The organism is Chitinophaga deserti (assembly GCF_003149455.1).
GTDB classification, from domain to species: Bacteria; Bacteroidota; Bacteroidia; order Chitinophagales; family Chitinophagaceae; genus Chitinophaga; species Chitinophaga deserti.
The window spans coordinates 432,030-455,999 of sequence record NZ_QFFK01000003.1 but is presented as its reverse complement, the minus strand read 5'-3'; the positions used below and the strand labels follow the sequence as shown (position 1 = coordinate 455,999).

General features: G+C 50.7%; 21 protein-coding genes, 3 tRNA genes and 1 riboswitch. Of the genes, 21 read left to right on the top strand and 3 right to left on the bottom strand.

Going from position 1 to position 23,970, the window contains the following annotated elements; translation table 11 throughout:
- Positions 1–50 precede the first annotated feature (50 nt).
- Positions 51–1,448: a Gfo/Idh/MocA family protein gene (locus DEV76_RS09095; protein WP_109697563.1), complete on the bottom strand. Its 1,398-nt coding sequence runs from the start codon at positions 1,446–1,448 to the stop codon at positions 51–53.
- Between the two features lie 221 nt (positions 1,449–1,669).
- Between DEV76_RS09095 and DEV76_RS09090 the strand changes: the two genes are divergently transcribed.
- From DEV76_RS09090 to argH, 10 genes are all read left to right on the top strand, one after another.
- Positions 1,670–3,697: an alpha-L-fucosidase gene (locus DEV76_RS09090; RefSeq protein WP_109697562.1), complete on the top strand. Its 2,028-nt coding sequence runs from the start codon at positions 1,670–1,672 to the stop codon at positions 3,695–3,697.
- Positions 3,698–4,093: 396 nt separating this feature from the next.
- A complete protein-coding gene (locus tag DEV76_RS09085; RefSeq protein ID WP_232826912.1) occupies positions 4,094–4,876 on the top strand; it encodes a GNAT family N-acetyltransferase in 783 nt (260 codons plus the stop codon).
- A gap of 49 nt (positions 4,877–4,925) precedes the next feature.
- Positions 4,926–6,122: an argininosuccinate synthase gene (gene argG, locus DEV76_RS09080; protein WP_109697561.1), complete on the top strand. Its 1,197-nt coding sequence runs from the start codon at positions 4,926–4,928 to the stop codon at positions 6,120–6,122.
- A 4-nt stretch (positions 6,123–6,126) separates the two neighbouring features.
- Positions 6,127–7,101 carry an N-acetyl-gamma-glutamyl-phosphate reductase gene (argC, locus tag DEV76_RS09075; RefSeq protein WP_109697560.1) on the top strand — a complete coding sequence of 325 codons (975 nt, stop codon included), beginning with the start codon at positions 6,127–6,129 and terminating at the stop codon, positions 7,099–7,101.
- Positions 7,102–7,120: 19 nt separating this feature from the next.
- Positions 7,121–8,257, top strand: a complete 1,137-nt coding sequence (locus tag DEV76_RS09070; RefSeq protein WP_109697559.1) for an aspartate aminotransferase family protein — start codon at positions 7,121–7,123, stop codon at positions 8,255–8,257.
- Complete coding sequence (locus tag DEV76_RS09065; protein ID WP_109697558.1) at positions 8,257–9,210, top strand: Rossmann-fold NAD(P)-binding domain-containing protein; 954 nt, start codon at positions 8,257–8,259, stop codon at positions 9,208–9,210. The genes DEV76_RS09070 and DEV76_RS09065 overlap by 1 nt, the downstream gene beginning before the upstream one ends.
- Positions 9,210–10,007, top strand: coding sequence for an acetylglutamate kinase (gene argB, locus DEV76_RS09060; protein ID WP_109697557.1), 798 nt, complete (start codon positions 9,210–9,212; stop codon positions 10,005–10,007). Before DEV76_RS09065 ends, argB begins: the two co-directional genes overlap by 1 nt.
- Positions 10,008–10,011: 4 nt before the next feature.
- Positions 10,012–11,085 (top strand): M20 family metallo-hydrolase, encoded by a 1,074-nt coding sequence (locus DEV76_RS09055; RefSeq protein WP_109697556.1) that lies wholly within the window; start codon positions 10,012–10,014, stop codon positions 11,083–11,085.
- A gap of 5 nt (positions 11,086–11,090) precedes the next feature.
- Entirely contained in the window at positions 11,091–11,669 is a 579-nt protein-coding gene (locus DEV76_RS09050; protein ID WP_109697555.1) for a GNAT family N-acetyltransferase, read from the top strand.
- A gap of 13 nt (positions 11,670–11,682) precedes the next feature.
- Entirely contained in the window at positions 11,683–13,014 is a 1,332-nt protein-coding gene (argH, locus tag DEV76_RS09045) for an argininosuccinate lyase (RefSeq protein WP_109697729.1), read from the top strand.
- A gap of 70 nt (positions 13,015–13,084) precedes the next feature.
- Here the strand turns inward: argH and DEV76_RS09040 are convergent, their stop codons facing one another.
- Positions 13,085–13,459 carry a hypothetical protein gene (locus DEV76_RS09040; RefSeq protein WP_109697554.1) on the bottom strand — a complete coding sequence of 125 codons (375 nt, stop codon included), beginning with the start codon at positions 13,457–13,459 and terminating at the stop codon, positions 13,085–13,087.
- A gap of 144 nt (positions 13,460–13,603) precedes the next feature.
- Between DEV76_RS09040 and DEV76_RS09035 the strand changes: the two genes are divergently transcribed.
- A complete protein-coding gene (locus DEV76_RS09035; RefSeq protein WP_109697553.1) occupies positions 13,604–14,611 on the top strand; it encodes an AraC family transcriptional regulator in 1,008 nt (335 codons plus the stop codon).
- Between the two features lie 53 nt (positions 14,612–14,664).
- Here the strand turns inward: DEV76_RS09035 and DEV76_RS09030 are convergent, their stop codons facing one another.
- Positions 14,665–17,037, bottom strand: coding sequence for a TonB-dependent receptor (locus DEV76_RS09030; protein ID WP_109697552.1), 2,373 nt, complete (start codon positions 17,035–17,037; stop codon positions 14,665–14,667).
- A gap of 105 nt (positions 17,038–17,142) precedes the next feature.
- A riboswitch (TPP riboswitch) is annotated at positions 17,143–17,235 on the bottom strand.
- A gap of 189 nt (positions 17,236–17,424) precedes the next feature.
- On the opposite strand from DEV76_RS09030, the gene DEV76_RS09025 reads away from it, so the two are divergent.
- From DEV76_RS09025 to DEV76_RS08980, 10 genes are all read left to right on the top strand, one after another.
- Positions 17,425–17,844, top strand: coding sequence for a single-stranded DNA-binding protein (locus DEV76_RS09025; RefSeq protein WP_109697551.1), 420 nt, complete (start codon positions 17,425–17,427; stop codon positions 17,842–17,844).
- A gap of 378 nt (positions 17,845–18,222) precedes the next feature.
- Positions 18,223–18,294 (top strand) — tRNA-Met (locus DEV76_RS09020).
- Positions 18,295–18,529: 235 nt separating this feature from the next.
- Positions 18,530–18,601: transfer RNA gene (locus DEV76_RS09015), tRNA-Met, on the top strand.
- A gap of 1,057 nt (positions 18,602–19,658) precedes the next feature.
- Positions 19,659–19,730, top strand: a tRNA-Met gene (locus tag DEV76_RS09010).
- A 202-nt stretch (positions 19,731–19,932) separates the two neighbouring features.
- On the top strand, positions 19,933–20,805 hold the full coding sequence (era, locus tag DEV76_RS09005; RefSeq protein WP_109697728.1) for a GTPase Era: 873 nt from the start codon (positions 19,933–19,935) through the stop codon (positions 20,803–20,805).
- Positions 20,806–20,831: 26 nt separating this feature from the next.
- Positions 20,832–22,145 (top strand): ribosome biogenesis GTPase Der, encoded by a 1,314-nt coding sequence (gene der, locus DEV76_RS09000; protein ID WP_109697550.1) that lies wholly within the window; start codon positions 20,832–20,834, stop codon positions 22,143–22,145.
- A gap of 80 nt (positions 22,146–22,225) precedes the next feature.
- On the top strand, positions 22,226–22,432 hold the full coding sequence (locus DEV76_RS08995) for a hypothetical protein (RefSeq protein ID WP_109697548.1): 207 nt from the start codon (positions 22,226–22,228) through the stop codon (positions 22,430–22,432).
- A 117-nt stretch (positions 22,433–22,549) separates the two neighbouring features.
- Positions 22,550–22,774 (top strand): hypothetical protein, encoded by a 225-nt coding sequence (locus DEV76_RS08990; RefSeq protein WP_109697546.1) that lies wholly within the window; start codon positions 22,550–22,552, stop codon positions 22,772–22,774.
- A 106-nt stretch (positions 22,775–22,880) separates the two neighbouring features.
- Positions 22,881–23,423, top strand: a complete 543-nt coding sequence (locus tag DEV76_RS08985; protein ID WP_109697544.1) for a hypothetical protein — start codon at positions 22,881–22,883, stop codon at positions 23,421–23,423.
- Positions 23,424–23,504: 81 nt separating this feature from the next.
- Positions 23,505–23,903 (top strand): hypothetical protein, encoded by a 399-nt coding sequence (locus tag DEV76_RS08980; protein WP_109697542.1) that lies wholly within the window; start codon positions 23,505–23,507, stop codon positions 23,901–23,903.
- Positions 23,904–23,970 lie beyond the last annotated feature (67 nt).

The following is a 23,970-nucleotide window of genomic DNA, read 5'->3' as shown; positions in this document are numbered from 1 at the left end:
CCCGTTCCGGATCATCCGGAACGGGCTTTTGTATACGTTGCTAAACGGGATTAGTATTCTCCGTCCAGCGCGAAATTAGGTTTGCGGTTGATCCACTTGCCACGGGTAAAGTCAGGAATGTACTGTACTGTGCCTCCTTCCAGTACGCTCTGCTCACTCAGCGGAGTAATTGCGTACCAGGTAGCGAGGTCGTAAACATCCATCTGGTAATCTGTACCACGTTTAATGGATTCGATGAAGGAGTTGATCACGAACCAGTCCATACCGCCATGTCCTGCACCGGAAGCATCGTTGCCATAGCGCTTCCACAGCGGGTGGTCGTACTTACCCATATAGCTCTCAGGATCTTTCTCATCACCTGCCTTTTCCCAGCGGTGAGGCTTGCTTTTCCCTTCGATATGGATGGAATCGATATCGTCCATCCACAATCCGTTAGTACCCTGTACGCGGAAGTTCAGGGAGTAAGGACGGGGGAGGTTGGTGTCGTGAGAAAGCATAATGGTTTCGCCATTGTTGGCTTTGATGAGGGTAGTTACCACATCGCCCAGCTTAAATTCCACTTTTGCATTGGGGTGGTTAGGCCCGCCGTTCGGATGGTCTACAATGTATTTGTGCAGGCCCCGCGCTTTGGTAGCCACGCTGGTGAGAGACATGAGGCGGTTACCGCGGTTGGTGTTGATCATGTTGTTAACCGGTCCCAGCCCGTGGGTGGGGTACAGGTCGCCGTTGCGGTGAACGGAGTGGTTGGTACGCCATTTGGCTTCCGACAGACCTTTATCGCCAAACTCCACGCCGCCGCCGTAGTACTGCTTGCCGTCGTTGAATTTCACAGCGCGGAGGTCGTGCTGGTAACCGCCCTGCAGATGGAGCAGCTCACCAAAGAGGCCCTGGCGTACCATGTTGAGTACGGCCAGCACATCGCGGCGGTAGTTCACGTTTTCCATGCCAAATACGGGGATGCCAGTGGATTCGGATGTGTTCACCAGTTCCCAGCACTCCTGGATGTCAGCAGCGCCGCATACTTCCACGGCGGGTGTAACCCCTGCTTTCATGGCTGCCACTGCCTGAATGGTATGCCATTCCCAGGGAGTGGCGATGATCACCGCATCGATGTCGCCCCGCTTGAGGAGGTTTTTGTAATCGTGCGGACCGTTGGTGTATTCTGCTACCTTACGCTTGGCGCCATAAGCCGCCTGGATTTCTTTACGCACCAGTGGCATGGCGAAGTCGTTATCACAATCTGCCACGGCAACAACATCCACGTCGCTGCGGTGAAGACAGAGCTTCAGGTGCTCAATGCCCCGGGCGCCAACACCGATCAGTCCCAGTCTTACTTTATCTTTTTTAATGCCCGCAAAAAGCCGCGCGGGCGAGTTCATGAGGCTGAGGCCTACGCCTGCGGCCATGGTATTCCGCAGAAATTTTCTGCGATGCAAGTGCTTGTTCATAGCTGCTCGATTGTTTTGAATAAAGAGTAACGGTTTACAATGTAGGGCATTCAGCTTATTTCAGGAGCCAGTGGTAGATGAATTTTGACAATCGTGTGATGGACGGCAAACCGGAAGGGTTGTTTCTATAGTATTTTCTCATTCTTTTTCATGATATTGACAATGTTCGCTTAATGAGCGGCAGGATATTATATTAGATGCTTACGTCTACAAACTGATATATGAAGAAAGTGATTCTCTTAGCGCTCCTGCTGGCAGGGGGCAAAGCATGGGCACAGCCGGAGATTAAACCGGTAGGCGCCTTGCCTTCGAATGCACAGGTGAAATGGCAGCAGCTGGAATATTATATGTTCATCCACTTTGGGCCGAATACCTTTACGGATAAGGAATGGGGGCATGGTGACGAAGATCCTAAGGTTTTCAATCCTACTGAGCTGGATGCCCGCCAGTGGGCACGCACCGCCAAACTCGCCGGTATGAAAGGGATCATCATTACCGCCAAGCACCACGATGGCTTCTGCCTGTGGCCCAGCGAATACAGTAAACATACCGTACGCGAAAGCGCCTGGAAGAACGGGAAGGGCGATGTGCTGGCCGAACTTTCTGCCGCCTGCAAAGAGTATGGCCTCCTTTTCGGAGTGTACCTCTCTCCCTGGGACCGTAACCACCCTGCCTATGGTACGCCTGAATACAACCAGGTGTTTGCTAACCAGCTGAAGGAAGTGCATACCAAATACGGCGATGTGTTCGAGCAGTGGTTCGACGGTGCCAATGGAGAAGGTCCTAATGGCAAAAAGCAGGTGTACGACTGGAACCTCTTTGAATCCACCGTTACCAATATCCACCCCAACGTGATCTTCTTCAGCGATGCCGGCCCCGGCTGCCGCTGGATCGGGAACGAGAACGGATATGCGGGTGTTACCAACTGGAGCACACTTAACCGGGCAGATTTTAAGCCTGGCATGGGTGGTATTACAGAAACGCTTAATAAAGGGCAGGAAGATGGTACGCATTGGGTACCGGGAGAGGCCGATGTATCCATCCGGCCGGGATGGTTCTACAGTGAAACAACCGATAACCAGGTGAAGAGCCTGGCGCACCTCCTCGATATCTATTATGGTTCCGTGGGCCGCAATGCCAACCTGCTGCTCAATGTTCCGGTAGACCGCCGCGGCCGCATCCATGAAAATGATTCTATCCGCCTGATGGAACTGCGCCGTACTCTCGACGTGGATTTTAAGGAGAACCTGGCCCGTAAGGCGCGGGTTGCTGCTACCAATACCCGTCAAAACAGTTCTGTGACCAGCGCGGTATACCTTACTGATGGCAATTACAATACCTACTGGGCTACTGCCGACGGCAAAACTACCGGGGATATTACCCTCAGTTATGCCAGCCCGGTTACCTTCAACCGCATTTCCGTACAGGAGTTTATCCCCCTTGGTCAGCGGGTACGGTCGTTTTCCGTGAGTGTACTGCAGGGCAAGGAGTGGAAAGAGATAGCCCGGGAAACAACGGTGGGTTACAAGCGCATCCTGCGCCTGCCGCTCACTACCGCCAAAAGCATCCGTGTGAGCATCCTGGATGCCAAGGCCAGCCCGGTAATCAGCGAAGTATCTCTGTTCCGCGCGCCTGAGCTGATCTCAGATCCTGAGATTCAGCGTAATAAAGCGGGGATGGTGACGATCAAAACCGCATCACCCGATCCTGTGATACACTATACTACAGATGGAACGGCGCCAACAACGGCATCGCCGAAGTATGAGCAACCTTTCTCTTTCCCTGGTTCCGGTACTGTATCTGCTGTTGCTTTCGTGGAAAACGGGAAGCGCAGCAGTGTAGTGATCGATGCCATCTTCGGTATTGCCCCCACCAACTGGAAGGTGCTGACGCCCGGTGCTGATAATGCAATAGATGCTACGCCACGTGCCTGGACCACTAAAGAGAACGGCTATCCGGCAGAGCTGGTGGTGGATCTGGGACGGGAAGAAACCATTAAGGGTGTTGGTTATCAGCCAAATACCCATGGTGGAATCGTATACAAATACGCGCTGTACCTGAGCGCTGATGGTAAGGAGTGGGGGAAACCTGTATCTGAAGGGAGTTTCGCCAATATTCTGAATAATCCCATTGAGCAATACATAAAGCTTTCATCATCAGCTACTTGCCGGTATATCAAGTTCGTAGCTCTAGCTCCGGCCAATGCGCAGGATACCCGTGTTTCGGTAGGGGAATTGAAGGTGTTCTAAGGCTGATCCGGCCACCCGGAACGGGAGAAGGGAAACACAGGCTGGGCCTGCGTTTCCCTTCTTGTTTTTAAGTCAAAAAAAAATCGGTTGCATATGTAATAATGTTATAACTTTGCATTTACTTTAAAACTAAAGGCACATTTTTATCACAATTTAACGTCGAACTGCCGTTGGAATATATCGCAACCCATACCAACATATTCGCTTTTCACCCTTCTCTCGAAGAGGGTGTTCATGCTATTGGGTTTCCTGTCTTTAGATACCTTTCCCGACGACCTCGTATTTGATAGCGGCCACCCCGGTCGTGTAACCCTTCCATAACTACTGTTATGGGCCTGTCCCGGTAATGGGAATACTCAATTAATTTATTGCATCACAATTTTCAATTGTAAAAAGTTGGAAAATAAAGATATCATCGTTCGGGCAGCATCTGCCGATGATAAGCATTATGCCACCACCATCACCGATGAGATGGAGGCTTCTGCCAAAGCGCGTGGAACGGGCATTGCCAAACGTTCCCCGGAATATGTGCAGCTGAAAATGGACGAAGGAAAGGCCGTTATCGCGCTCACCAAAGCTGGGGAATGGGTAGGGTTTTGCTATATAGAAGCCTGGGGGCACGAAAAATTCGTTGCCAACTCCGGCCTCATCGTGAACCCTGCCTTCCGCGGGCATGGTGTAGCCAAGGCTATCAAAGAGAAGATCTTTGAATTGTCGCGCACCAAATACCCCGATGCCAAGATCTTCGGCCTCACTACCGGCCTCGCAGTTATGAAAATCAACTCCGACCTGGGATATGAACCGGTAACCTATTCCGAACTCACTGATGATGAGGAGTTCTGGAAAGGCTGCCGCAGCTGTGTGAACTACGAAGTGCTCATGTCCAAGAACCGGAAAAACTGCCTCTGCACCGCCATGCTCTACGATCCTGTGGAGAAGGCGAAGGAAATTGAGGAAAGAGCCGCCAAACTGCTGGCAGCCCAGCAGGTACCGCCCGCTGCAACCGCAGCAGCAGTAGCTGTGGAGCCCCATGCCCGGAAACGGAAATTTAAAGGAAACTTTTCCCTCTTTGAGCGGTGGATGCGGTATAAAAAGTACATCTTGCTGAAAGCAGCACGCAAATCAGGCGGCAGCGGCGCCGGAGCCTCCAGGAAGAGATTCTTCTTCGGATGGCTCTAAACCAATTTTTAAACTATTTACGAACTACCAAATACAAGCAAAAATTACCATGAGAAAAGTTGTACTGGGTTTCAGCGGAGGACTTGATACATCGTATTGCGTTAAATACCTGTCCGAAGAGAAAGGTTATGAAGTGCATTCAGTGATCGTGAATACGGGCGGTTTTACTGCAGAGGAATTGCAGGAGATCGAGAAACGCGCCTACAGTCTGGGTGTGAAAAGTCACAAGACAGTAGATGCGGTTCGCTCTTATTATGATAAAGTGATCCGCTACCTCGTATTTGGTAACGTTCTTAAAAACAATACCTACCCCCTCAGCGTAAGCGCCGAGCGTATGAGCCAGGCCCTCGCCATTGCCGAGTACGTGAAGGAAGTAGGTGCCGATGCCGTTGCGCATGGTTCTACCGGCGCCGGTAACGACCAGGTGCGGTTCGATATGATCTTCCACATCATGATCCCCGGTGTAGAGATCATCACACCCATCCGCGACCTTAAACTCAGCCGCGAAGAAGAAATCGCTTACCTCCAGGCCAAAGGCGTGGAAATGAATTTCGCCAAAGCCATGTACTCCATCAATAAAGGTATCTGGGGTACCTCCGTTGGCGGTAAGGAAACACTCACCTCCAATGGCATGCTCCCGGAAGAAGCATGGCCTACCCAACTGACCAATAACACCCCCGAGCAGGTTACCCTTACTTTCGAGAAAGGCGAACTGACCGGTGTGAACGATAAACAATTCTCTCACCCTACCGATGCGATCGTATACCTGCAATCTATTGCCGGTGCATTCGCCATTGGCCGCGACATCCATGTGGGGGATACCATCATCGGTATCAAAGGCCGCGTAGGCTTCGAAGCCGCCGCTCCCATGGTGATCCTCAAAGCACACCATGCCCTCGAAAAGCATGTGCTGAGCAAATGGCAGCTTACCTGGAAAGATCAGCTGGCTACCTTCTACGGTAACTGGATGCACGAAGGCCAGATCCTCGACCCCGTTATGCGCGACATCGAGGCTTACCTCGAACACAGCCAGGCTAACGTAACCGGTAAAGTATTCGTAAACCTCATGCCTTACCGTTTCCAGGTAACTGGTATTGAGTCTGCATACGACCTCATGAGCAGCAAGTTCGGCAAGTATGGCGAAATGAACAGCGGATGGAGCGGTGATGATGTAAGAGGCTTCTCTAAGATTTTTGGTAACCAGACGATGATCTGGAACCAGGTGAACGAATCCAACAAAAAATAAAGGCATGAAAACGAGAAAGGCAGGCATTATTGGTGGGGCAGGATATACGGGCGGCGAAGCCATCCGGCTGCTGCTCAACCATCCCGATGTGGAACTGGCATTTGTACATTCCCGCAGTAATGTGGGCAATCCGCTCCATGCCGTTCACGGTGATCTCCTTGGTGAAACCGATTTGGTATTTACCGGTGAGATCGATAACACCGTGGATGTGCTTTTCCTTTGCCTCGGCCATGGCGAATCAAAGAAGTTCCTCGAACAGAACGATATCGCTGCTTCCGTGAAAGTGGTAGACCTCAGCCAGGATTTCAGGCTGGGCGAAACCGTGAACGGCAGAGCATTCGTATACGGCCTTCCCGAAGCTAATCGCGATGCCATCAAACAGGCATCCAATATCGCCAACCCCGGTTGCTTTGCCACGGCTATTCAGCTGGGCCTGCTGCCCCTGGCGAAAGCAGGACTGCTGACAGAAGTGCATACCACAGGCATTACCGGTTCCACGGGCGCCGGGCAAAGCCTGCAGGCCACTTCCCACTTCACCTGGAGGGCCAATAACATATCTACCTACAAAGTACTGCAACACCAGCACCTGAAAGAAATACGACGAACCCTGCAGGCCATACAGCCTGCTTTCGGAGGAGGCGTTCACTTTGTGCCGGTGCGTGGCGATTTTCCGCGCGGCATTTGGATCACCTCCTATCTGGACTGCTCACTGTCGCTCGACGAAGCCTACGCCCTGTATGAAGCGTATTACGAAGGCCACCCCTTCACCCATGTCAGCCGCAAACAGATAGACCTCAAGCAGGTCGTGAATACCAATAAAGTACTCGTACAGCTGGAAAAGCAGGATAATAAACTGGTGATCCACTCCATCGAAGACAACCTGGTTAAAGGCGCCTCCGGACAGGCAGTCCAGAATATGAACCTGATGCTCGGCCTCGAAGAAACGGCCGGACTCAAACTGAAATCCATCGTATTCTAACAAGTCAAAACAACTAGTCATGCAATTATTCGACGTATATCCGGTTAACGATATTACCATCACCAAAGCACTCGGCTCACATGTGTGGGACGATAAAGGGCAGCAGTACCTGGACCTTTACGGCGGCCATGCCGTGATCTCCATCGGTCACACGCACCCGCATTATGTGCAGCGGCTGACGGATCAGCTCAGCAAAGTGGGGTTCTATTCCAACTCCATCCACATTCCCCTGCAGCAACAGCTGGCGGAGAAGCTGGGCAAGATTTCCGGAAAAGAAGACTATCAGCTGTTTCTGGTGAACTCCGGTGCGGAAGCGAATGAGAATGCGCTGAAACTCGCTTCGTTCTACAACGGTAAAAAGAAGATCATTGCTTTTAAGAAAGCTTTCCACGGCCGTACTTCACTGGCAGTAGCGGCAACCGATAATCCGAAGATCGTAGCGCCGGTGAATGAGACGGACAATGTAGTGTTCCTCCCCTGGGAAGATCTCGCTGCACTGGAAGCCGCTTTCAAAGAACACGAAGTATCGTCCGTAATCATCGAAGGTATTCAGGGCGTGGGTGGCATCAACGTAGCTTCTCCTGCATTCCTGCAAAAGATCCGGAGTCTTTGTGATCAGCATAATGCCGTATTCATCGCCGACTCCGTTCAGTGCGGTTACGGCAGAAGCGGTAAATTCTTCAGCCACGATCATGCCGGTGTTAATGCCGACATCTATACTATGGCAAAAGGCATGGGCAACGGTTTCCCTATCGGGGGCATCATCATCGCTCCCAAATTCAAACCTTCCTACGGTATGCTGGGCACCACTTTCGGTGGTAATCACCTGGCCTGCGCGGCAGCACTCGCTGTACTGGAAGTGATTGAAAAGGAAAACCTCATCGCCAATGCGGAAGCAGTAGGTAACTACCTTATGGAAGAACTGAAGAAGTTCCCCGAAGTGAAGGAAGTAAGAGGCAAGGGCCTGATGATCGGGATCGAGCTGCCGGAAGAACTGGCACATGTAAAGAAAGAATTGCTCTTTAAATACAAGATCTTTACCGGCGAAGCAAAGCCGAACGTGATCCGCCTCCTGCCTTCACTGGCTCTTACGAAAGATCAGGCAGATCAATTCTTAACCTCATTCAAACAAGCTTTAAAACCGGTACACGCTTAATGAAACAGTTTATTTCCGTTGCGGATGTTCCCGGCGTGCCACAAATGGTGGACATCGCTATGGGCTACAAAAACAGCCCTTTTAAAGACAAGGGCCTGGGCGAAAATAAAACGCTGGGCATGATATTCCTGAACCCCAGTCTCCGCACCCGCCTCTCCACACAGGTGGCCGCCAGGAACCTGGGTATGGAAGTGGTCGTGTTTAATATCGATAAGGAAGGTTGGGCACTGGAAATGAACGATGGCGTTGTTATGAACGGCAATACCACCGAACATGTGAAGGAAGCTGCCGCCGTGATGGGACAGTATTTCGATATCCTCTCCATCCGCACCTTTCCCGGTTTGAAGAATAAGGAAGAAGACTACACCGAAAAATACATCAACCAGTTCATCAAGTACGCGGGTAAACCGGTGATCAGTCTGGAAAGCGCTACCCTGCATCCTTTGCAGAGCCTTACCGATGCCATCACCATCCGCGAACAATGGAAACAGCCACGGAAACCGAAAGTGGTAATGACGTGGGCCCCCCACGTAAAAGCCCTTCCGCAGGCAGTTCCCAATTCCTTCGCGCAGTGGATGAACGCCTGGGATGAAGTTGATTTCTCCATCGCACATCCCGAAGGCTATGAGCTGGATCCGAAATTTGCCGGTAAAGCGCAGATCTTCCACAACCAGGAAGAAGCTCTGGAAGGCGCCGATTTCGTGTATGTGAAAAACTGGTCGTCGTACACCGACTATGGCAAGATCCTCAATTCCGACCCTGCCTGGATGGTGACCAACGATACCCTGAAAAATACCAACACCGCCAAAGTCATGCACTGCCTGCCCGTTCGCCGTAATGTGGTGATCGCTGATGAAGTGCTGGACGGGCCGCAGTCTATCGTAATCCCTGAAGCGGGCAACCGTACCTGGGCTGCACAGGCTGTGATCAGTGAAATCTTAAAAAACCGCTGATGGCTGCGAAAGAAAAAGTATTTGTAGTGAAAGTGGGCGGGAATGTCATCGACAATCCCGCCCTCCTTGATAAATTCCTGGCCGATCTCGCACAGGTATCCGGCCGTAAGATCCTCATCCACGGAGGCGGTAAAATCGCTACGCGGATAGGAGACAAGCTGGGCATCGAATCCAAATATGTGAACGGCCGCCGTATCACCGATGCGGAAACGGTAGACGTGGTGACCATGGTGTATGGCGGACTTGTCAACAAACAGATCGTAGCCAGGCTGCAATCGCTTGGAGCCAACGCCATCGGCCTCACTGGTGCAGATGCCAACATCATCCCTGCAGTAAAGCGCCCGGTGAAAGATATCGACTACGGTTTTGTAGGCGATGTACCAGCCGGTAGTGTAAATACTGCACCGCTGCAGCTGCTGCTGGATGCAGGCCTTACCCCCGTCATGTCTCCGCTTACGCATGATGGTAAAGGGCAGATACTCAATACCAACGCCGATACCATTGCTTCTTCGCTTGCCGTGGCTCTGGCCGCACATTATGATGTACGCCTCATTTTCTGTTTCGAAAAGAAAGGAGTACTCCGCGATGCAAACGACGATGATTCGGTGATCAACCTGATCAACCAGGAAGTGTACCAGGAGCTGATGGCTGCCGGGGCACTTTCCGACGGCATCCTCCCTAAACTGGAGAATGCCTTTTCGGCTATTGACAACGGAGTGAAAGAAGTGCTGATCGGCCATGCCGACGACCTTCGCAGAAACACTACCGAAGCAGTAGCCGGCACCTTAATATGCTGACTATATGTGGAATCAACAACGCTATGAAGACGCCGTACAGCTCCTGAAAACACTCATCGCCACGCCTTCCATCAGTAAAGAGGAAGACGGTACTGCGGCGGTGCTGGCTGCTTTCATGGAAGCACACGGAGTGAAATATAACCGCCACCTCAATAACATATGGGCACTCAACCGGCACTTCAATCCGGCAAAGCCTACCATCCTTCTCAATTCCCACCACGATACTGTTAAGCCTAACCCGCAATATACCCGCGATCCGTTTGAGCCCGCAGTGGAAGACGGTAAGCTGTACGGCCTCGGTTCCAACGACGCCGGCGGATGCCTGGTAAGCCTCATAGCAGCGTTCCTCCATTTCTATGAAGCGGAGAACCTGCCTTACAACATCGCCATCGCTGCTACAGCGGAAGAAGAGATCAGTGGTGTCAACGGCATCGAAAGCGTGCTGCCCCTGTTGCCGGTGATCGATTTTGCCATCGTGGGAGAGCCTACCAAAACCGACCTGGCAGTAGCCGAAAAGGGACTGATGGTACTCGATTGTATTGCACATGGTAAAGCAGGCCACGCAGCACGGGATGAAGGGGATAATGCACTTTATCATGCACTCGACGATATCCAATGGTTCCGGAACTACCGCTTCCCCAATGTGAGCGAAACGCTGGGACCGGTAAAGATGAGTGTAACCGTGATACAAACATCCAATAAAGCACACAATGTGGTGCCTGCAGAATGTGCCTTTGTGGTAGATGTGCGGGCTACTGATCAGTATACCCTCGAAGAAATGCTGGAAACCATCCGCGCCAATGTGCGATGCGATGTGAAGCCCCGCTCCATGCGAATGCGCCCTTCCTTTATTCCAGTTGAACACCCGCTGGTACAGGCAGGGATTGGAATGGGGAAGCAACTGTATGGCTCACCCACTACATCCGATCAGGCGCTTATACCCGCCACTTCGGTAAAGGTGGGTCCGGGCGATAGTGCCCGCTCCCATACGGCAGATGAATTCATTTACCTCGACGAGATACGCGCGGGCATAGATACATACATCCGCCTGCTGTCTGTCGTGAATGGTGTAAATTAGCGGATATGGAAAAGCTGACGCTTGAAAATAAACGTGTATTGCTCCGGCCGCTGGAGATAACTGATCTGGACAGCCTGCTGGAAGTGGCGCTCGTTCCAGAGATGTGGACAGTGGGTTCTACCGCTATCCGCGACAGGGCAGAGCTTGAAGGTTATATAAAGACTGCATTGAAGGAAAGGGAAAATGGACAATCTATACCGTTTACGGTGGTAGACAAGCAGAACGGCCGTGTTGCCGGAAGCACCCGTTTCGCCGCCATCTCTGAAAGTAATAAGCGTGCAGAAATAGGATATACCTGGATCCATCCCGACTTTCAGCGCACCGGCCTCAACCGTGCCATGAAATTCGCTATGCTGCAATATGCATTTGAGACATGGGGCCTGAACAGGGTAGAGCTGAAAACCGATGAACGCAACGAGAAATCCCGCAATGCCATGCTCGCCATAGGATGTACGCAGGAAGGCATTTTGCGGAAACACATGATCACCTGGACGGGGCATTTACGCAATTCTGTGTATTTCAGCATCCTCCGGGAAGAATGGCCTGACATCCGCGAGCGGATTTTCGGCAAGTATGATTTTTAAAAAAGGAATGAGTATGAAACTTTGGCAGAAAGATAAAGCCTCCCTCGCTTCGGTAGAGCAGTTTACCGTAGGCCGCGACCGTGAAATGGACGCCTACCTTGCACCTTTCGATGTGCTGGGATCGCTGGCGCACATTGCCATGCTGGAGTCTGTAGGACTGCTGCCGGCAGAAGACCTGGCTGTATTACAGGCAGAGCTGAAAAAGATTTACCGCGAAATCGCAGAAGGGAATTTTGTGCTGGAAGATGGTGTGGAGGATATTCACTCACAGGTGGAGCTGCTGCTTACACGCCGTGTGGGCGAGTCCGGCAAAAAGATTCACAGCGGTCGTTCCCGTAACGATCAGGTGCTGGTAGATCTGAAGCTTTTTCTCCGCCATGAGCTGGAAGGCATCGTAAACGAAACCAAACAATTATTCGACCTGCTGCAAACGCAGAGCGAACAATATAAGAATACCCTGCTGCCGGGCTACACCCATCTGCAGATCGCCATGCCCAGCTCGTTCGGCCTGTGGTTTGGTGCTTATGCCGAAAGCCTGGTAGATGATCTGATTATGCTGCAGGGCGCTTATCGTGTAGTGAACAAGAACCCGCTGGGTTCCGCTGCAGGCTACGGTTCTTCCTTCCCGCTGAACCGTACCATGACTACGAAGCTCCTGGGCTTTGAAGCCCTGAACTATAATGTGGTGTATGCACAGATGGGCCGTGGTAAAACAGAGAAACTGGTAGCATTTGCACTTGCCGGTATCGCTGCTACCGTGAGCAGAATGGCGATGGATGCCACACTGTTCATGAACCAGAACTTCGGTTTCATTGGTTTCCCAGATGAGCTTACGACAGGTTCCAGCATTATGCCACATAAAAAGAACCCCGATGTATGGGAACTGATCCGCTCACATTGCAACAAGCTGCAGGCACTGCCAAATGAGATTGCTATGATGACGGTGAACCTGCCCTCCGGCTACCACCGCGATCTGCAGCTGCTGAAAGAAAATCTCTTCCCCGCATTCTCCACCCTCCGCGATTGCCTCCGCATGAGCCGCCTCATGCTTGAAAACATCCGGATTAAGGAAGATATCCTGAAAGACGAAAAGTACCGCTACCTCTTCAGCGTAGAAGTGGTGAACCGCCTGGTGCTGGAAGGCACCCCTTTCCGTGAAGCTTACAAGCAAGTGGGCCTCGATATAGAAAGCGGTAAGTTTGAGCCGGATACAGACATCCGCCATACCCACGAGGGCAGTATCGGTAACCTGCAGAACGAAGCTGTTAAGGCACAAATGGAAGCCGTCATTGCAGGGTTCCCCTTTAGCAATGTACATGCAGCAATTGATGCGCTGGTGAAATAAGGAACACATTATTACCATACTAAAAAGGCCGCCTCAGCAAATGAGGCGGCCTTTTTCTGTTTCAGCGGTACTACGCAGTGGCCAGACTCCGTAATCCTTTTTGCTGAAGGAAAGCCATCAGGCCTACCCAAAGGGCTACCCCGGCAATGAGTAAAGAGCCTATACCGGAGATAGCTGAGAAAAGCAGGGCGATAGCCAGGAAGCTGCCGATTACCCAGGTGATATCCAGCGCAATAATCCATTTAACGGCGGAAAGAGAAGGGCGTTGGGCTACGAAGAGTACCCCTGCGGCAAAGATGACCAGGAAAACACCGGTGGCCATGAAGGGGAGGGTGGCAGTTACCCCGAAGAGCGATGCGGCCATGCCGGGGAAAATGGTGAGCAGGAGGCCGGTAGCGCCGGAAGAAAGTCCGTTAATGCGTAAGGTGGTGGTTAAAGGTATCATGGTGTTTGTGTTTTGATTTGTTGAAACAAAAGTACTCCGGCCTGCCGCCCCGGGAATTATCCTGACACGACAAACCATTGTCATTTTGCGACAACCATCGTAACTTCCCTCTCAGCCGCCCTAATTTTGGTGAAAAATTCCGCCATGCAGGACTTACAACAACAACTCATTCGTGCCCTTCTGGCTTACGCCGGCCAGCGAGGTGCCGATCCACGCCGGCTATGCTCCCTTTCGGGTATCGATGAAAAGATATTACAACAGGGACATATTGTGAAGCTTACCGCTGCGCAGGTCAACAGCTTATGGAAAAACGCTGCTCATGCCACGGCCGATCCGCAGTTTGGCCTCCACTTCGGGGAAGCCATGCAGCTGGCGGCCCTGGGTGTGGTAGGACAAATCATCCAGACGAGTAACACCGCCGGAGAAGCCATTGCCCACGCAGGTGCGCTTACGCCCTTGCTGACAGATATGTTCCGCATGCAGGTGCATCATGGTGCAAAGCAGTTTTCTATTTGTTTCGTAGCTGATCCTGCTAAAGTGAAAGAGCATCCATATACCTTTCGCCATTTAACGCCCTTTTTAGCCGTATTTTCCGTGCATGAGCTGGATGGGTTACTTATGCGCCGGTTAGCGCCTGTATCGGCTCAATTGCCTTACGAAGTGGCAGAAACGGGGGAGTATGAACGCGTGCTCCGGTGCCCGCTCCGGAAAAAGGGGAAAGACCTCACCATTACTTTTGACAACAGCTGGCTGCAGCAGGAAATACTTTCCGCCAATTATGAGCTACAGACCATACTGCTGCAGCAGGTACATGCATTGCAGGCAGGTGCGCAGCCTGCAGGGGATTTTCATGCACGCATCTACCAGTTCCTGCTGTCTAATTCCTTCCTCTACGCTGCTTCCCTCGAAGCCGTGGCCGCCAATTTCAATATCAGCGCCCGCAGCCTCCAGCGCAAACTGCGCGACGAAGGCATTACTTTCCTCCAGATACAGGACGAAGTACGTAAGGCTCTCGCGCTCGATTACCTCCGCTCCGGCCACCATTCCGTGAAAGACATTGCCTATATGCTGGGCTACAATGAATCCAGCGCATTCCTTAAAGCCTTTAAACGATGGACCGGTAAAACTCCCGGCGAAATGCGTGCGGCATAAAAAAAGCCGGCGTTATGAACGCCGGCTTTTCAGTTCTGGTTTGGATATGGTGATTACAGCCCGATTTTAACTCCGGCCATGAAGTTGATCCCCGCCATGGGGAAATAGTTATTCGTTGCTTTCATGCTGCCGCCTTCCAGGTACCCGTAGGTGTATCCATTGGGTGCATACAATTTATCGGTCAGGTTATAAACGATGAACTGCAGGCCCAGCTCGCGGAAGAAGCTTTGCGGCACCGTGTAGTTGAGTCGAATGTCGGTAACAGCGTAAGCATCGAGACGGCGGTTTTTATCCCCTGAGTTATCGAGATATTGCGCGCTTACATACTTCTCCACCACATCTGCGGAAAACCCTTTAAACGGACGGAAAGTGGCAGTAGCACCTCTTATGAAGGAAGGAGAGAAAGAGATTTCCGTGTTGTCGTACCGCTTAGGGGTTTGGCCGCCATTATCCCAGTCGTCCAGGTACTCCGTAAATCCTTTTACGCGGTTGCGGCTCAGTGCGGCATTAGCCTGTATGGTAAACCAGGAAACGGGGGTGTATTGTCCTTCCACTTCAAGGCCGAGGCGGTAGCTTTCGGGGATATTGGTGCGGGCATATGCGCCTACATCATTGATCCGGCCGGTAAGTACCAGCTGGTTGCGGTAGTTCATGTAATACACATTGGCAGTAAGACTGCTGTTGGCACCACGCCATACATAGCCTGCTTCAAGGTTGCGGAGCGTTTCATGCCTGGGCGCTTCGGCCTGTACCACTTCAAAATCATCACGGTTAGGTTCTTTGTTTCCGATAGCGTAGGAAGCATAGATGTACTGGCGCTCGTTGATCGTGAAAGTGGCGCCTGCTTTGGGATTGTAGAAGTCGTATTTTTTATGCTGGCGGATATTCGGGTTCTTCCGGAAACCGTTCAGTTTATATCCTACATGGCGGTATTGCATGTCTGCAAATACTTTCAGCCGGTTAGTGACAGCGTATTCCCCTTTCCAGTAAGCGTTGAGGTCGGTTTTGTATGCATCGAGGTTATACCAGCGGTGATCTTTATCAAAACCACCCAGCTCTGCCCAGATCACTTTACCATAGTGCTTGCCGTCGTATTTATTCCAGCCGCCGCCAGCCGTCCAGTTGAACTTGCCGAGATCGTGCCGGATGGAGAAAACACCGCCGTAGAAATGGTTGTCGAGCCACAGCTGGCGTACCAGGTCAGTTTCTGTAGCCGGTGTACCATTCACATCAGGACCGGTAACACCGTAATCGGTGTACAACTCATCTTCCCGCCAGTTCTCATAATATCCACGGCCGCGGGTATAGTGCAGTGCGGCGTTGAATTGCAGGTTGGAGCGGAAAGCGTGGTTGAACAGCAGTTGATAATGATCCTGCTGGTAATTGTCGGTTTCGTTATCATAGAACCCGCCTTTTTCCATTTTCCCGTTAGGATTGTAGCGGCGGCCATTTTCTTTGATCTGTTCGTCTGTAGCGCCTGTCCATGCCTGGTAGGTTTTTTCCTTACCGGAGAAAACGTTGAGGCGGAGAGATGATTTATTGGCGATGTATGCGAAGGAGGTGTAGAAAGATTTGAGATCGGAAGACGCGCGGTCGATGTACCCGTTGGAGGAAATGCGGGAAAGGCGCGCGTCAACGGTGAAGTGATTGTTGATCAGCCCGGAGCCTGCGCTAACCGTGGTTTTCCAGGAGTCGAAGGATCCGTATGTGGCATTTACTTCGCCGTAAGTTTTTTCGCGGAACTCGTTGGTGGAGAGGTTGAGGGAAGCACCGAAAGCACCGGCACCGTTGGTGGAGGTGCCTACACCGCGTTGCAGCTGGATGCTGGAAACGGAGGAAGCAAAATCGGGCATATTCACGAAAAAGGTGCCCTGCGATTCTGCGTCATTGACAGGGATACCGTTGACGGTAACATTGATACGCGTAATGTCCGACCCGCGAACACGCATGCTGGTATAGCCAATGCCTGCGCCGGCATCAGAGCTGGTGGTAACGGAAGGCAGCTGGTTGAGCAGGAGGGGGAGATCCTGCCCGAGGTTCTGCCGTGCGATCTCTTCGCGGCGGAGTTCCGATTTGGTGAAAGGGGCATTGGCGCCGGCACGGGTACTGGTCACTTCCACAGGCTTTACAAAGAGGCCTGTTTCGGTGAGGGCAAAGTCGAAGGTGGCGGTACCGGGGCGGAGTGTATCTCTCTGGGAGGCATATCCGATGAAGCTGGCCTGGATGATGGCGGGCTGGTGTTTAGGGAGCGGCAGAATGTACTTTCCGGAAGCGTTGGTGGTCACGGAAGGGCCGTTCAGTACGGATATAGTGGCGCCATTGAGTGGTTGGCCGGTACGGCGGTCGGAAGCGGTTCCGGAGATCGATCTTTGGGCCTGTGCGGCAAGGGTGCAGCAGATCAGGGCAAAGAGCATCAGATGTTTCATGATCGGTCCTGTTTTAAGACTTTGTTTAAAGTTCATGTCCAATAGCGGAGCGGAGCCATTATGGCCGCACCGGTGTACTATCGCAATAAAAACAGGTAAGTAGGAAAAAGTGCTGCTTACCTTTCCTTACCAGCATTACCTGGTCAGGTTCAACGGGTTTGATCTCAGCCTGATAGTAAGGCACCCCGAGGTGAAAAGAGGCCGCAGTGAAAAGCGCGGGCTCTGATTCTGGTGCAAAGTTAGCCACATGAAAGGAAATAAGCGGAAATAATTTTTTGCATACCAAAATTATTTATATTGCTTTTGTTGTTAACCGTTACGCATTACTACTTCTACTTATTCGCACCGCCAACTTTTTTTAATTGTTAACCTAAAATCGGAAGTACAATGATTAAGCTTGAATTAATCGGACATCTGGGCAAGAATGCCGTTTTACATGAAGTGAAAGGTAAGCAGGTGTTAAATTTCAGTGTGGCACACAATGAACGTTTCAAGAATCCGCAGGGTGTAGTTCAGGAAAGAACCATCTGGGTGGAATGTGCATTCTGGCAACCGCGGAATGTAGGGCCTTACCTGCTGCAGGGTACGCTGGTGTATGTGGAGGGTACACCTTATCTGGACATGTACACAACACAAACTGGGGCACCTGCCTGTGCGTTGAAAATGCTGGTGAAGAACATGGCGCTGCTGCCACACGGCCCGCGTCCGGAACACAAACCAGCGGCAGAGGGGGCAGGAGATGGAGGTGAAGCAGTTACGTTGCCAGCATCCATGCATGCGGACGAAGCGGAAGAGCTGCCATTCTAAAGCAACAATTATTCAAACGAATATGATACCAAACAAGTAGCCGGCTGGAACGGTCTGGCTGCTTGTTTTATGAAACATTCCGGATAACGGAGTGGAAAGGGAGAAGTATGTGTGGAAAGTAGAGTAGAGTAGAGTAGAGTAGAGTAGGGTGTGTATGTTTTTGAAGGTGATATTTAGCGAGTCCGCGTAATTTATTTTGTGCGCTATGTAGCTATTTTACGTTTGCAGATGCGTGATTGAATTGTTGGGGGAAATATTTTTGTTCCATTGCAACCCTTGTTGGTAGAAGGTTTGGTGAGAATGGTAAATGTTGTTTTGCGAAAGAATGTAAAATAAAATTAGGCAGGGCGAATAATTCTCTTACATTTGCACCCACATTGCGAGATAGAGCAGAGGTAGCTCGTCGGGCTCATAACCCGAAGGTCAGAGGTTCGAATCCTCTTCTCGCTACAACAGGAAACGGTTTTCAGATTATCTGGAAACCGTTTTTTTTATATAAAATCCCCACTGCAAACATCTCTGATCAGGCCCGGTTCAGTATCACTGAAATCCTGTAACAGCCCGGTTTTTAGAAACAGCTAAGTTTTTTTTAAAAGCAACTTTCGCAATAGTCAGAAGCACCTGGATTGCTTGTGAAAATAAAAATTAGGCAAGGCGAAATATTCCATTACATTTGCACCCACATTGCGAGGTAGAGCAGAGGTAGCTCGTCGGGCTCATAACCCGAAGGTCAGAGGTTCGAATCCCCTCCTCGCTACGAATAGGAAGATCTCCTAAAATACAAAAGGGCCGTTCTGCAAAGAGCGGCCCTTTTCTTTTCAGTTAGTTCATGATGTAATTTGCAGAAAGGAAAAGTAGATCAGGTCAAATTCCGGATCAAATCAAATACCTCGGGGATTGGGAACTCAGGCATACAATTTCCCCCAACCACCTGCCCAAACACGGGTCATTAATCCTGGAACTCCCCCCTCACAAAATTTGTCCTATAGCCCACACATCTGCCATCTCAAAGAAATGCTTCCGGCATAGCTTTTCTTCCATTTGTCTATTTCCGGTTGAAAGGAAAAACTACATCATAGACAAAAATGGTGGCCGGTTTAGCGCGTGACTGTTTTCCGCATATCCAACCGTAGGCTTACCCTTGGCTAGTCCCGGGGTAAACTGCCTGTAACTTCCTTCCAGACCCTTATATATTTAGCCTATATATAGCCTATACTTAGCCTATATTTAGCCTATGTATAGGGGTATAAGGGGCTAGACATAGGCTATATATACCCTGATTAATCCCTATGTATTCCCCATAAATTGGTAAAGCTTCCCCCCGCTAATACTTATATTAGAGGCAGGTAACACAATGTCAAAAGAAGGTTTAAAGAAGCAATATGCCCAGGCTTCGGGCTTTGAGATGGCACGTACGAAGCTCTCCGGCTTAGATTCATGCAACAGGATGACGGGTAACTTATGGCGTTTTTTAGTTCTTCCCCCAACTTTTTAACTTGAATTATTATTCTGACTTTTGGGATGAAGGCATTTAATTGCAGGATTAAGTTAGGGATTGGGGGAGGGGGTGCTCAAACCGGCAGGGCTACGGAAGTGCGGATCACAGGAAGTTTTCCAATTAAAGCATGCTTATGGGGTAAAATTCTAACGGCAGATATTGGCCGGCACACAAATTTGTACAACTTGTAAATATTTTCGTGCACCTGTAAGTCATGACAGGAGGAGGTTTAAGGGGATAATTGTCATGGTTTTATGACCTTTTTGTTAAAAAATATTTGGCCGGGAGAAATATTAGCTTACCTTTGCATCCACATTGCGAGGTAGAGCAGAGGTAGCTCGTCGGGCTCATAACCCGAAGGTCAGGGGTTCGAATCCTCTCCTCGCTACAAAAGAAAGTCAGAATCCCGCTCCCGGAGCGGGATTTGCTTTTTTATCACCAACGGACATACGCATACGGATTACCGGAAAAGGTACCTTCCATTGAATCATGCCGAACCACATTCGGCTTTTTTTATTTGTACTACCTTTGCACCCGGGCGTCCGGGGACGGCATCCCCGCTTACGTTCACCGTATCAAAAAACAACATAATGCATCGCGCAGGTTTTGTCAATATTTTCGGGAAACCGAACGCAGGGAAATCTACCCTCCTGAACGCCCTCCTCGGCGAAAAGCTCGCTATTGTTTCCCCGAAAGTACAAACCACCCGCCACCGCATTACCGGCGTACTCACCGAGCCGGGTTACCAGATCGTTTTCTCCGATACCCCGGGCATTATTGACCCGAAGTACAAAATGCACGAGAAAATGATGTCTGCAGTTAAATCTGCACTGGAAGACTCCGACGTGGCCATCCTCCTCATGGATGCCCGCGATAACCTCGAAGAATGCCTCGAACTCTTCGGCTCCCTCAGGCTTAAAGGCACTTCCATCCTCGTTATCAACAAAATGGATAACCTGGAAGCCCCCGCCATCGAAGCCATGAGGGAAAAGTGCCTCGCATGGGGCAAAGCCAAATCCGTCCTCTTTATCTCCGCCATTCAGAAGAAGAATATCGACCTCCTCAAAAAGGAAATCGTTCAGCTTCTCCCCGAAGGCGAACCATATTATCCGGATGATACACTCACCGACCGTTCCACCCGATTCTTTGTGGCAGAAATGGTCCGTGAGCAGATCTTCCACCTCTTCGAAGACGAGATACCCTACCATACTGCCGTAGTGGTAACCCTTTTCGAGGAAAAAACAACATTGACGAAGATTTCCGCAGATATCGTCGTTACCCGCGAAACACAGAAAGGCATCATTCTCGGTGAAAGAGGCCGCTCCATCCGGGAAATCGGATCGCGTGCCCGCCAGGAAATAGAAAAGTTCCTCGACCGTAAAGTGTTCCTGGAACTGCATGTAAAGGTGCGCGACAAATGGCGGGACAACGATAATTATCTCCGTGAATACGGATTGCTTTAATCAAAGAATTTTAAAATCAGAATAATATGCCTGGGTTCACAGTAGCCATCGTAGGACGCCCGAACGTAGGGAAATCAACCCTCTTCAACCGCCTGCTCGAACAACGCAAAGCCATTGTCGACGACGTGAGCGGCGTTACCCGCGACCGGCAATACGGCATCGCCGACTGGAACGGTAAAACATTCAACGTCATAGATACCGGCGGGTTCGTTTCCCGCTCGGAAGATGTTTTTGAACGCGAAATCCGCAAACAGGTGAAAATCGCCATGGAAGAGGCTAACGTCCTCATTTTTATGTGCGATGTAACCACCGGTATCACCGATCTGGATGCTGATGTGGCTGACCTGCTCCGCCGCTCTTCCAAACCGGTTTTCCTGACTGTCAATAAAGTGGATAACCACGAGCGCCAGCTCGAAGCTGCCGAATTCTATTCCATGGGCTTCGATAACATCCACTTCCTGTCTTCCATGACAGGCAGCGGCACTGGTGAACTGCTCGATGAAATAGCCGCCCTCATTCCCGACGAAGATCAGGCGGGCAATGAAGACGACGGGATTCCTAAAATCGCCATCATCGGTCAGCCTAACGTGGGTAAATCGTCGCTGCTCAACGCCCTTGTTGGTGAAGAGCGCAACATCGTATCCGATATCGCCGGCACCACCCGCGATACCATCCATACCCGCTACCGCCTGTTTCAGAAAGATTTCGTGCTGATCGATACGGCCGGTATCCGCCGGAAGGCCAAAGTACACGAGGATCTGGAATTTTACTCCGTGATCCGCGCCATTAAAGCCCTCGATGAAGCCGATGTGTGCCTCCTTATCCTGGATGCCGAAAAAGGTATCGCAGGGCAGGATCTGAGCATTTTCAGCCTGGCTGCCCGTAAAGGGAAAGGCCTGGTGATTTTCGTGAATAAGTGGGACCTGGTGGATAAAGAAACCAATACCGCCCGTGATTACGAAAAAGAGCTCAGGAACCGTATAGCGCCGTTTACTGACGTGCCTATCATCTTCGGCTCGGTAATCGAGAAACAGCGCATTTTTAAGACGGTAGAGACCGCCCTGGAGGTTTATGATAACCGTCAGCGCAAGGTGCAGACTTCCGTGCTGAACGAGGTCATGCAGAAGGCGATCGAAGCCCACCGTCCTCCCGTGGTTCGTGGTACAGCCATCAAAATCAAGTACGTTACGCAGTTGCCGATGCATACGCCTTCTTTCGCGTTTTTCGCCAATTTGCCGGATGATATCAAAACGCCGTATAAAAATTACCTGGAAAACAAGATCAGGGAAAACTTTAATTTCCAGGGAGTTCCGATCAGAATCTTCTTCAGGAAGAAATAATTTACCCGTATTACATAAAAATATATTTTGTAGTAACGGAATTTTGAATACCTTTGCGGCGTTTTAAAACAAACATTAATATGAAAAAATTATTCGTACTCGCTATCGCTACCGGCATGTTCGTAGCTTGCAACAACGCTACTACTACTTCTAACGATTCTACCGTTGTTCCTACCGATTCTCCGGTTGTAGTTCCTGCAGCTGACACTAACGCAATCGTTGCTGGTGATTCTTCCGCAATCGTTGCTGGTGACTCCACTAAAGCAGATAGCACTCACAAACACTAATCAGCGTTTGATGAAAGTATATGGTCCTTCCGGTGCAAACCGGAAGGATTTTTTTTTGTTTGGCACAGTCATTGCGCAAATGGGCGTATTAAACCATATAAAAAAACCATATCTCAGATGAAAAAATTATTTCTGCTTGCATTTGCCGCCGGATTGTTCGCGGCCTGCAACAACAACGCTACAGACACTACTGATTCTACCAACGTTTCTACCGACGCTCCTGTTGTAGAAGAAACCGCTCCACTGCCTGATTCTACGCAGCTCGCGGATTCTACTACCCTGAACGCCGATCCTAACGCTGCTCCGGTAGCCCCGGCAGACAGTGCTGCGCATAAACACTAATCGTGTCAGAGAATGCATTTGATCCTTCCCGCCACTGGCCGGAAGGATCTTTTATTTGGCACAGCAATTGTTTAGGTGCGGATACTTCACTAACGGACCCGAGCAAATGAAAAAGAGCCTGTTTACCGCCCTGCTGCTTTGCAGCCTGTACATCTTCGCCGCCGCCCAATATGATCCCGGGAATTATGTATTCCGCTTCCCCGGTACCGATCTCAAAGGCCTGGCGCAATTACCTCCTGCAACGCGCGACAGTATCCTAACCGCTTTTTCCCGCTTCGATCCTGCCACGCTCGATTTCAGCCAGGCTTCTCCTAAGCATGGTGCCGCACTGCGTGCTGTGTTGGTGGATATGATGGAAACCGTACGCACCGTTATCCGCGACCCTTCCACCGCTTCGGATATGGATCGTAAAATGGCTGTGCTCCAGCAGAAAATGGATGAAGTACAGGAAGATATTATTGAAGAAGATGCACTCCGGGAATTAAAGGATTCATATGAGGCAGATCGTGCCCGCCGTACCAGGGAGTTCGGGAACCGGTCTTACCCCAGCGACAGGGAGCAGAAAATGGCTAAACGCCAGCTGGAGCAGGAGTTGCGCGACCTCCGGAGAGATTATGAGGAAGAACGGGCCCGCCTGCGCCATCGCTGATTCCCCCTTTCATGTCATACGGCCGATAACAGGGATACCTTATTTTTGGGACTGATATCCTTATAACCGAACCGTACGCCTATGAAACCCGCACCCTTCAGGTATGCCCTGCGCATATGGCTGGCCAGTGTGGCCATTTCCCCGCTTATTTTTATTATTACCATCTTTGACCGCATGCCCGGAAGCCTGCCGCTCAATTTCCTGCTCATGGTGCTGCTATTGGCCGTATCCATGCTATTCGGACTTCCTTCCTTATTTGCTTTTGGCTGGCTGGTTTACAGGAAATCCGATACCGGTGGGGAAGAAGGTAGATGGAAACAGTATTGCATGCGAAGCGCTGCCATTGTGCTGGTCCTCAATTTTCTGCTGCTTTGGGCCATACTTCGTTCCGATGTAATGGCCGATGCCACATTTTATCTGCGGCTGATTGGAGTTTATCTCATAACTACGATGTTTTGTATCCGCTATATGCGTTACTAGCTGCTGCGTTACTCTTTTTTGGAATTGTGTTTCTTCTTATCAGGTAATAGGATGTATATAACCAGAA

Excerpts from the sequence above, each read along its gene's own strand:
- DEV76_RS08990 (WP_109697546.1), top strand. The coding sequence starts at position 22,550 with ATGAAAAAATTATTTCTGCTTGCATTTGCCGCCGGATTGTTCGCGGCC.
- DEV76_RS09040 (WP_109697554.1), bottom strand. The coding sequence starts at position 13,459 with ATGATACCTTTAACCACCACCTTACGCATTAACGGACTTTCTTCCGGC.
- DEV76_RS09030 (WP_109697552.1), bottom strand. The coding sequence starts at position 17,037 with ATGAAACATCTGATGCTCTTTGCCCTGATCTGCTGCACCCTTGCCGCA.
- DEV76_RS09025 (WP_109697551.1), top strand. The coding sequence starts at position 17,425 with ATGATTAAGCTTGAATTAATCGGACATCTGGGCAAGAATGCCGTTTTA.
- DEV76_RS08980 (WP_109697542.1), top strand. The coding sequence starts at position 23,505 with ATGAAACCCGCACCCTTCAGGTATGCCCTGCGCATATGGCTGGCCAGT.
- DEV76_RS09055 (WP_109697556.1), top strand. The coding sequence starts at position 10,012 with ATGTGGAATCAACAACGCTATGAAGACGCCGTACAGCTCCTGAAAACA.
- DEV76_RS09095 (WP_109697563.1), bottom strand. The coding sequence starts at position 1,448 with ATGAACAAGCACTTGCATCGCAGAAAATTTCTGCGGAATACCATGGCC.
- DEV76_RS08985 (WP_109697544.1), top strand. The coding sequence starts at position 22,881 with ATGAAAAAGAGCCTGTTTACCGCCCTGCTGCTTTGCAGCCTGTACATC.
- argC (WP_109697560.1), top strand. The coding sequence starts at position 6,127 with ATGAAAACGAGAAAGGCAGGCATTATTGGTGGGGCAGGATATACGGGC.
- DEV76_RS09035 (WP_109697553.1), top strand. The coding sequence starts at position 13,604 with ATGCAGGACTTACAACAACAACTCATTCGTGCCCTTCTGGCTTACGCC.
- der (WP_109697550.1), top strand. The coding sequence starts at position 20,832 with ATGCCTGGGTTCACAGTAGCCATCGTAGGACGCCCGAACGTAGGGAAA.
- era (WP_109697728.1), top strand. The coding sequence starts at position 19,933 with ATGCATCGCGCAGGTTTTGTCAATATTTTCGGGAAACCGAACGCAGGG.
- argB (WP_109697557.1), top strand. The coding sequence starts at position 9,210 with ATGGCTGCGAAAGAAAAAGTATTTGTAGTGAAAGTGGGCGGGAATGTC.
- DEV76_RS09050 (WP_109697555.1), top strand. The coding sequence starts at position 11,091 with ATGGAAAAGCTGACGCTTGAAAATAAACGTGTATTGCTCCGGCCGCTG.
- DEV76_RS09090 (WP_109697562.1), top strand. The coding sequence starts at position 1,670 with ATGAAGAAAGTGATTCTCTTAGCGCTCCTGCTGGCAGGGGGCAAAGCA.
- argH (WP_109697729.1), top strand. The coding sequence starts at position 11,683 with ATGAAACTTTGGCAGAAAGATAAAGCCTCCCTCGCTTCGGTAGAGCAG.
- argG (WP_109697561.1), top strand. The coding sequence starts at position 4,926 with ATGAGAAAAGTTGTACTGGGTTTCAGCGGAGGACTTGATACATCGTAT.
- DEV76_RS09065 (WP_109697558.1), top strand. The coding sequence starts at position 8,257 with ATGAAACAGTTTATTTCCGTTGCGGATGTTCCCGGCGTGCCACAAATG.
- DEV76_RS08995 (WP_109697548.1), top strand. The coding sequence starts at position 22,226 with ATGAAAAAATTATTCGTACTCGCTATCGCTACCGGCATGTTCGTAGCT.
- DEV76_RS09070 (WP_109697559.1), top strand. The coding sequence starts at position 7,121 with ATGCAATTATTCGACGTATATCCGGTTAACGATATTACCATCACCAAA.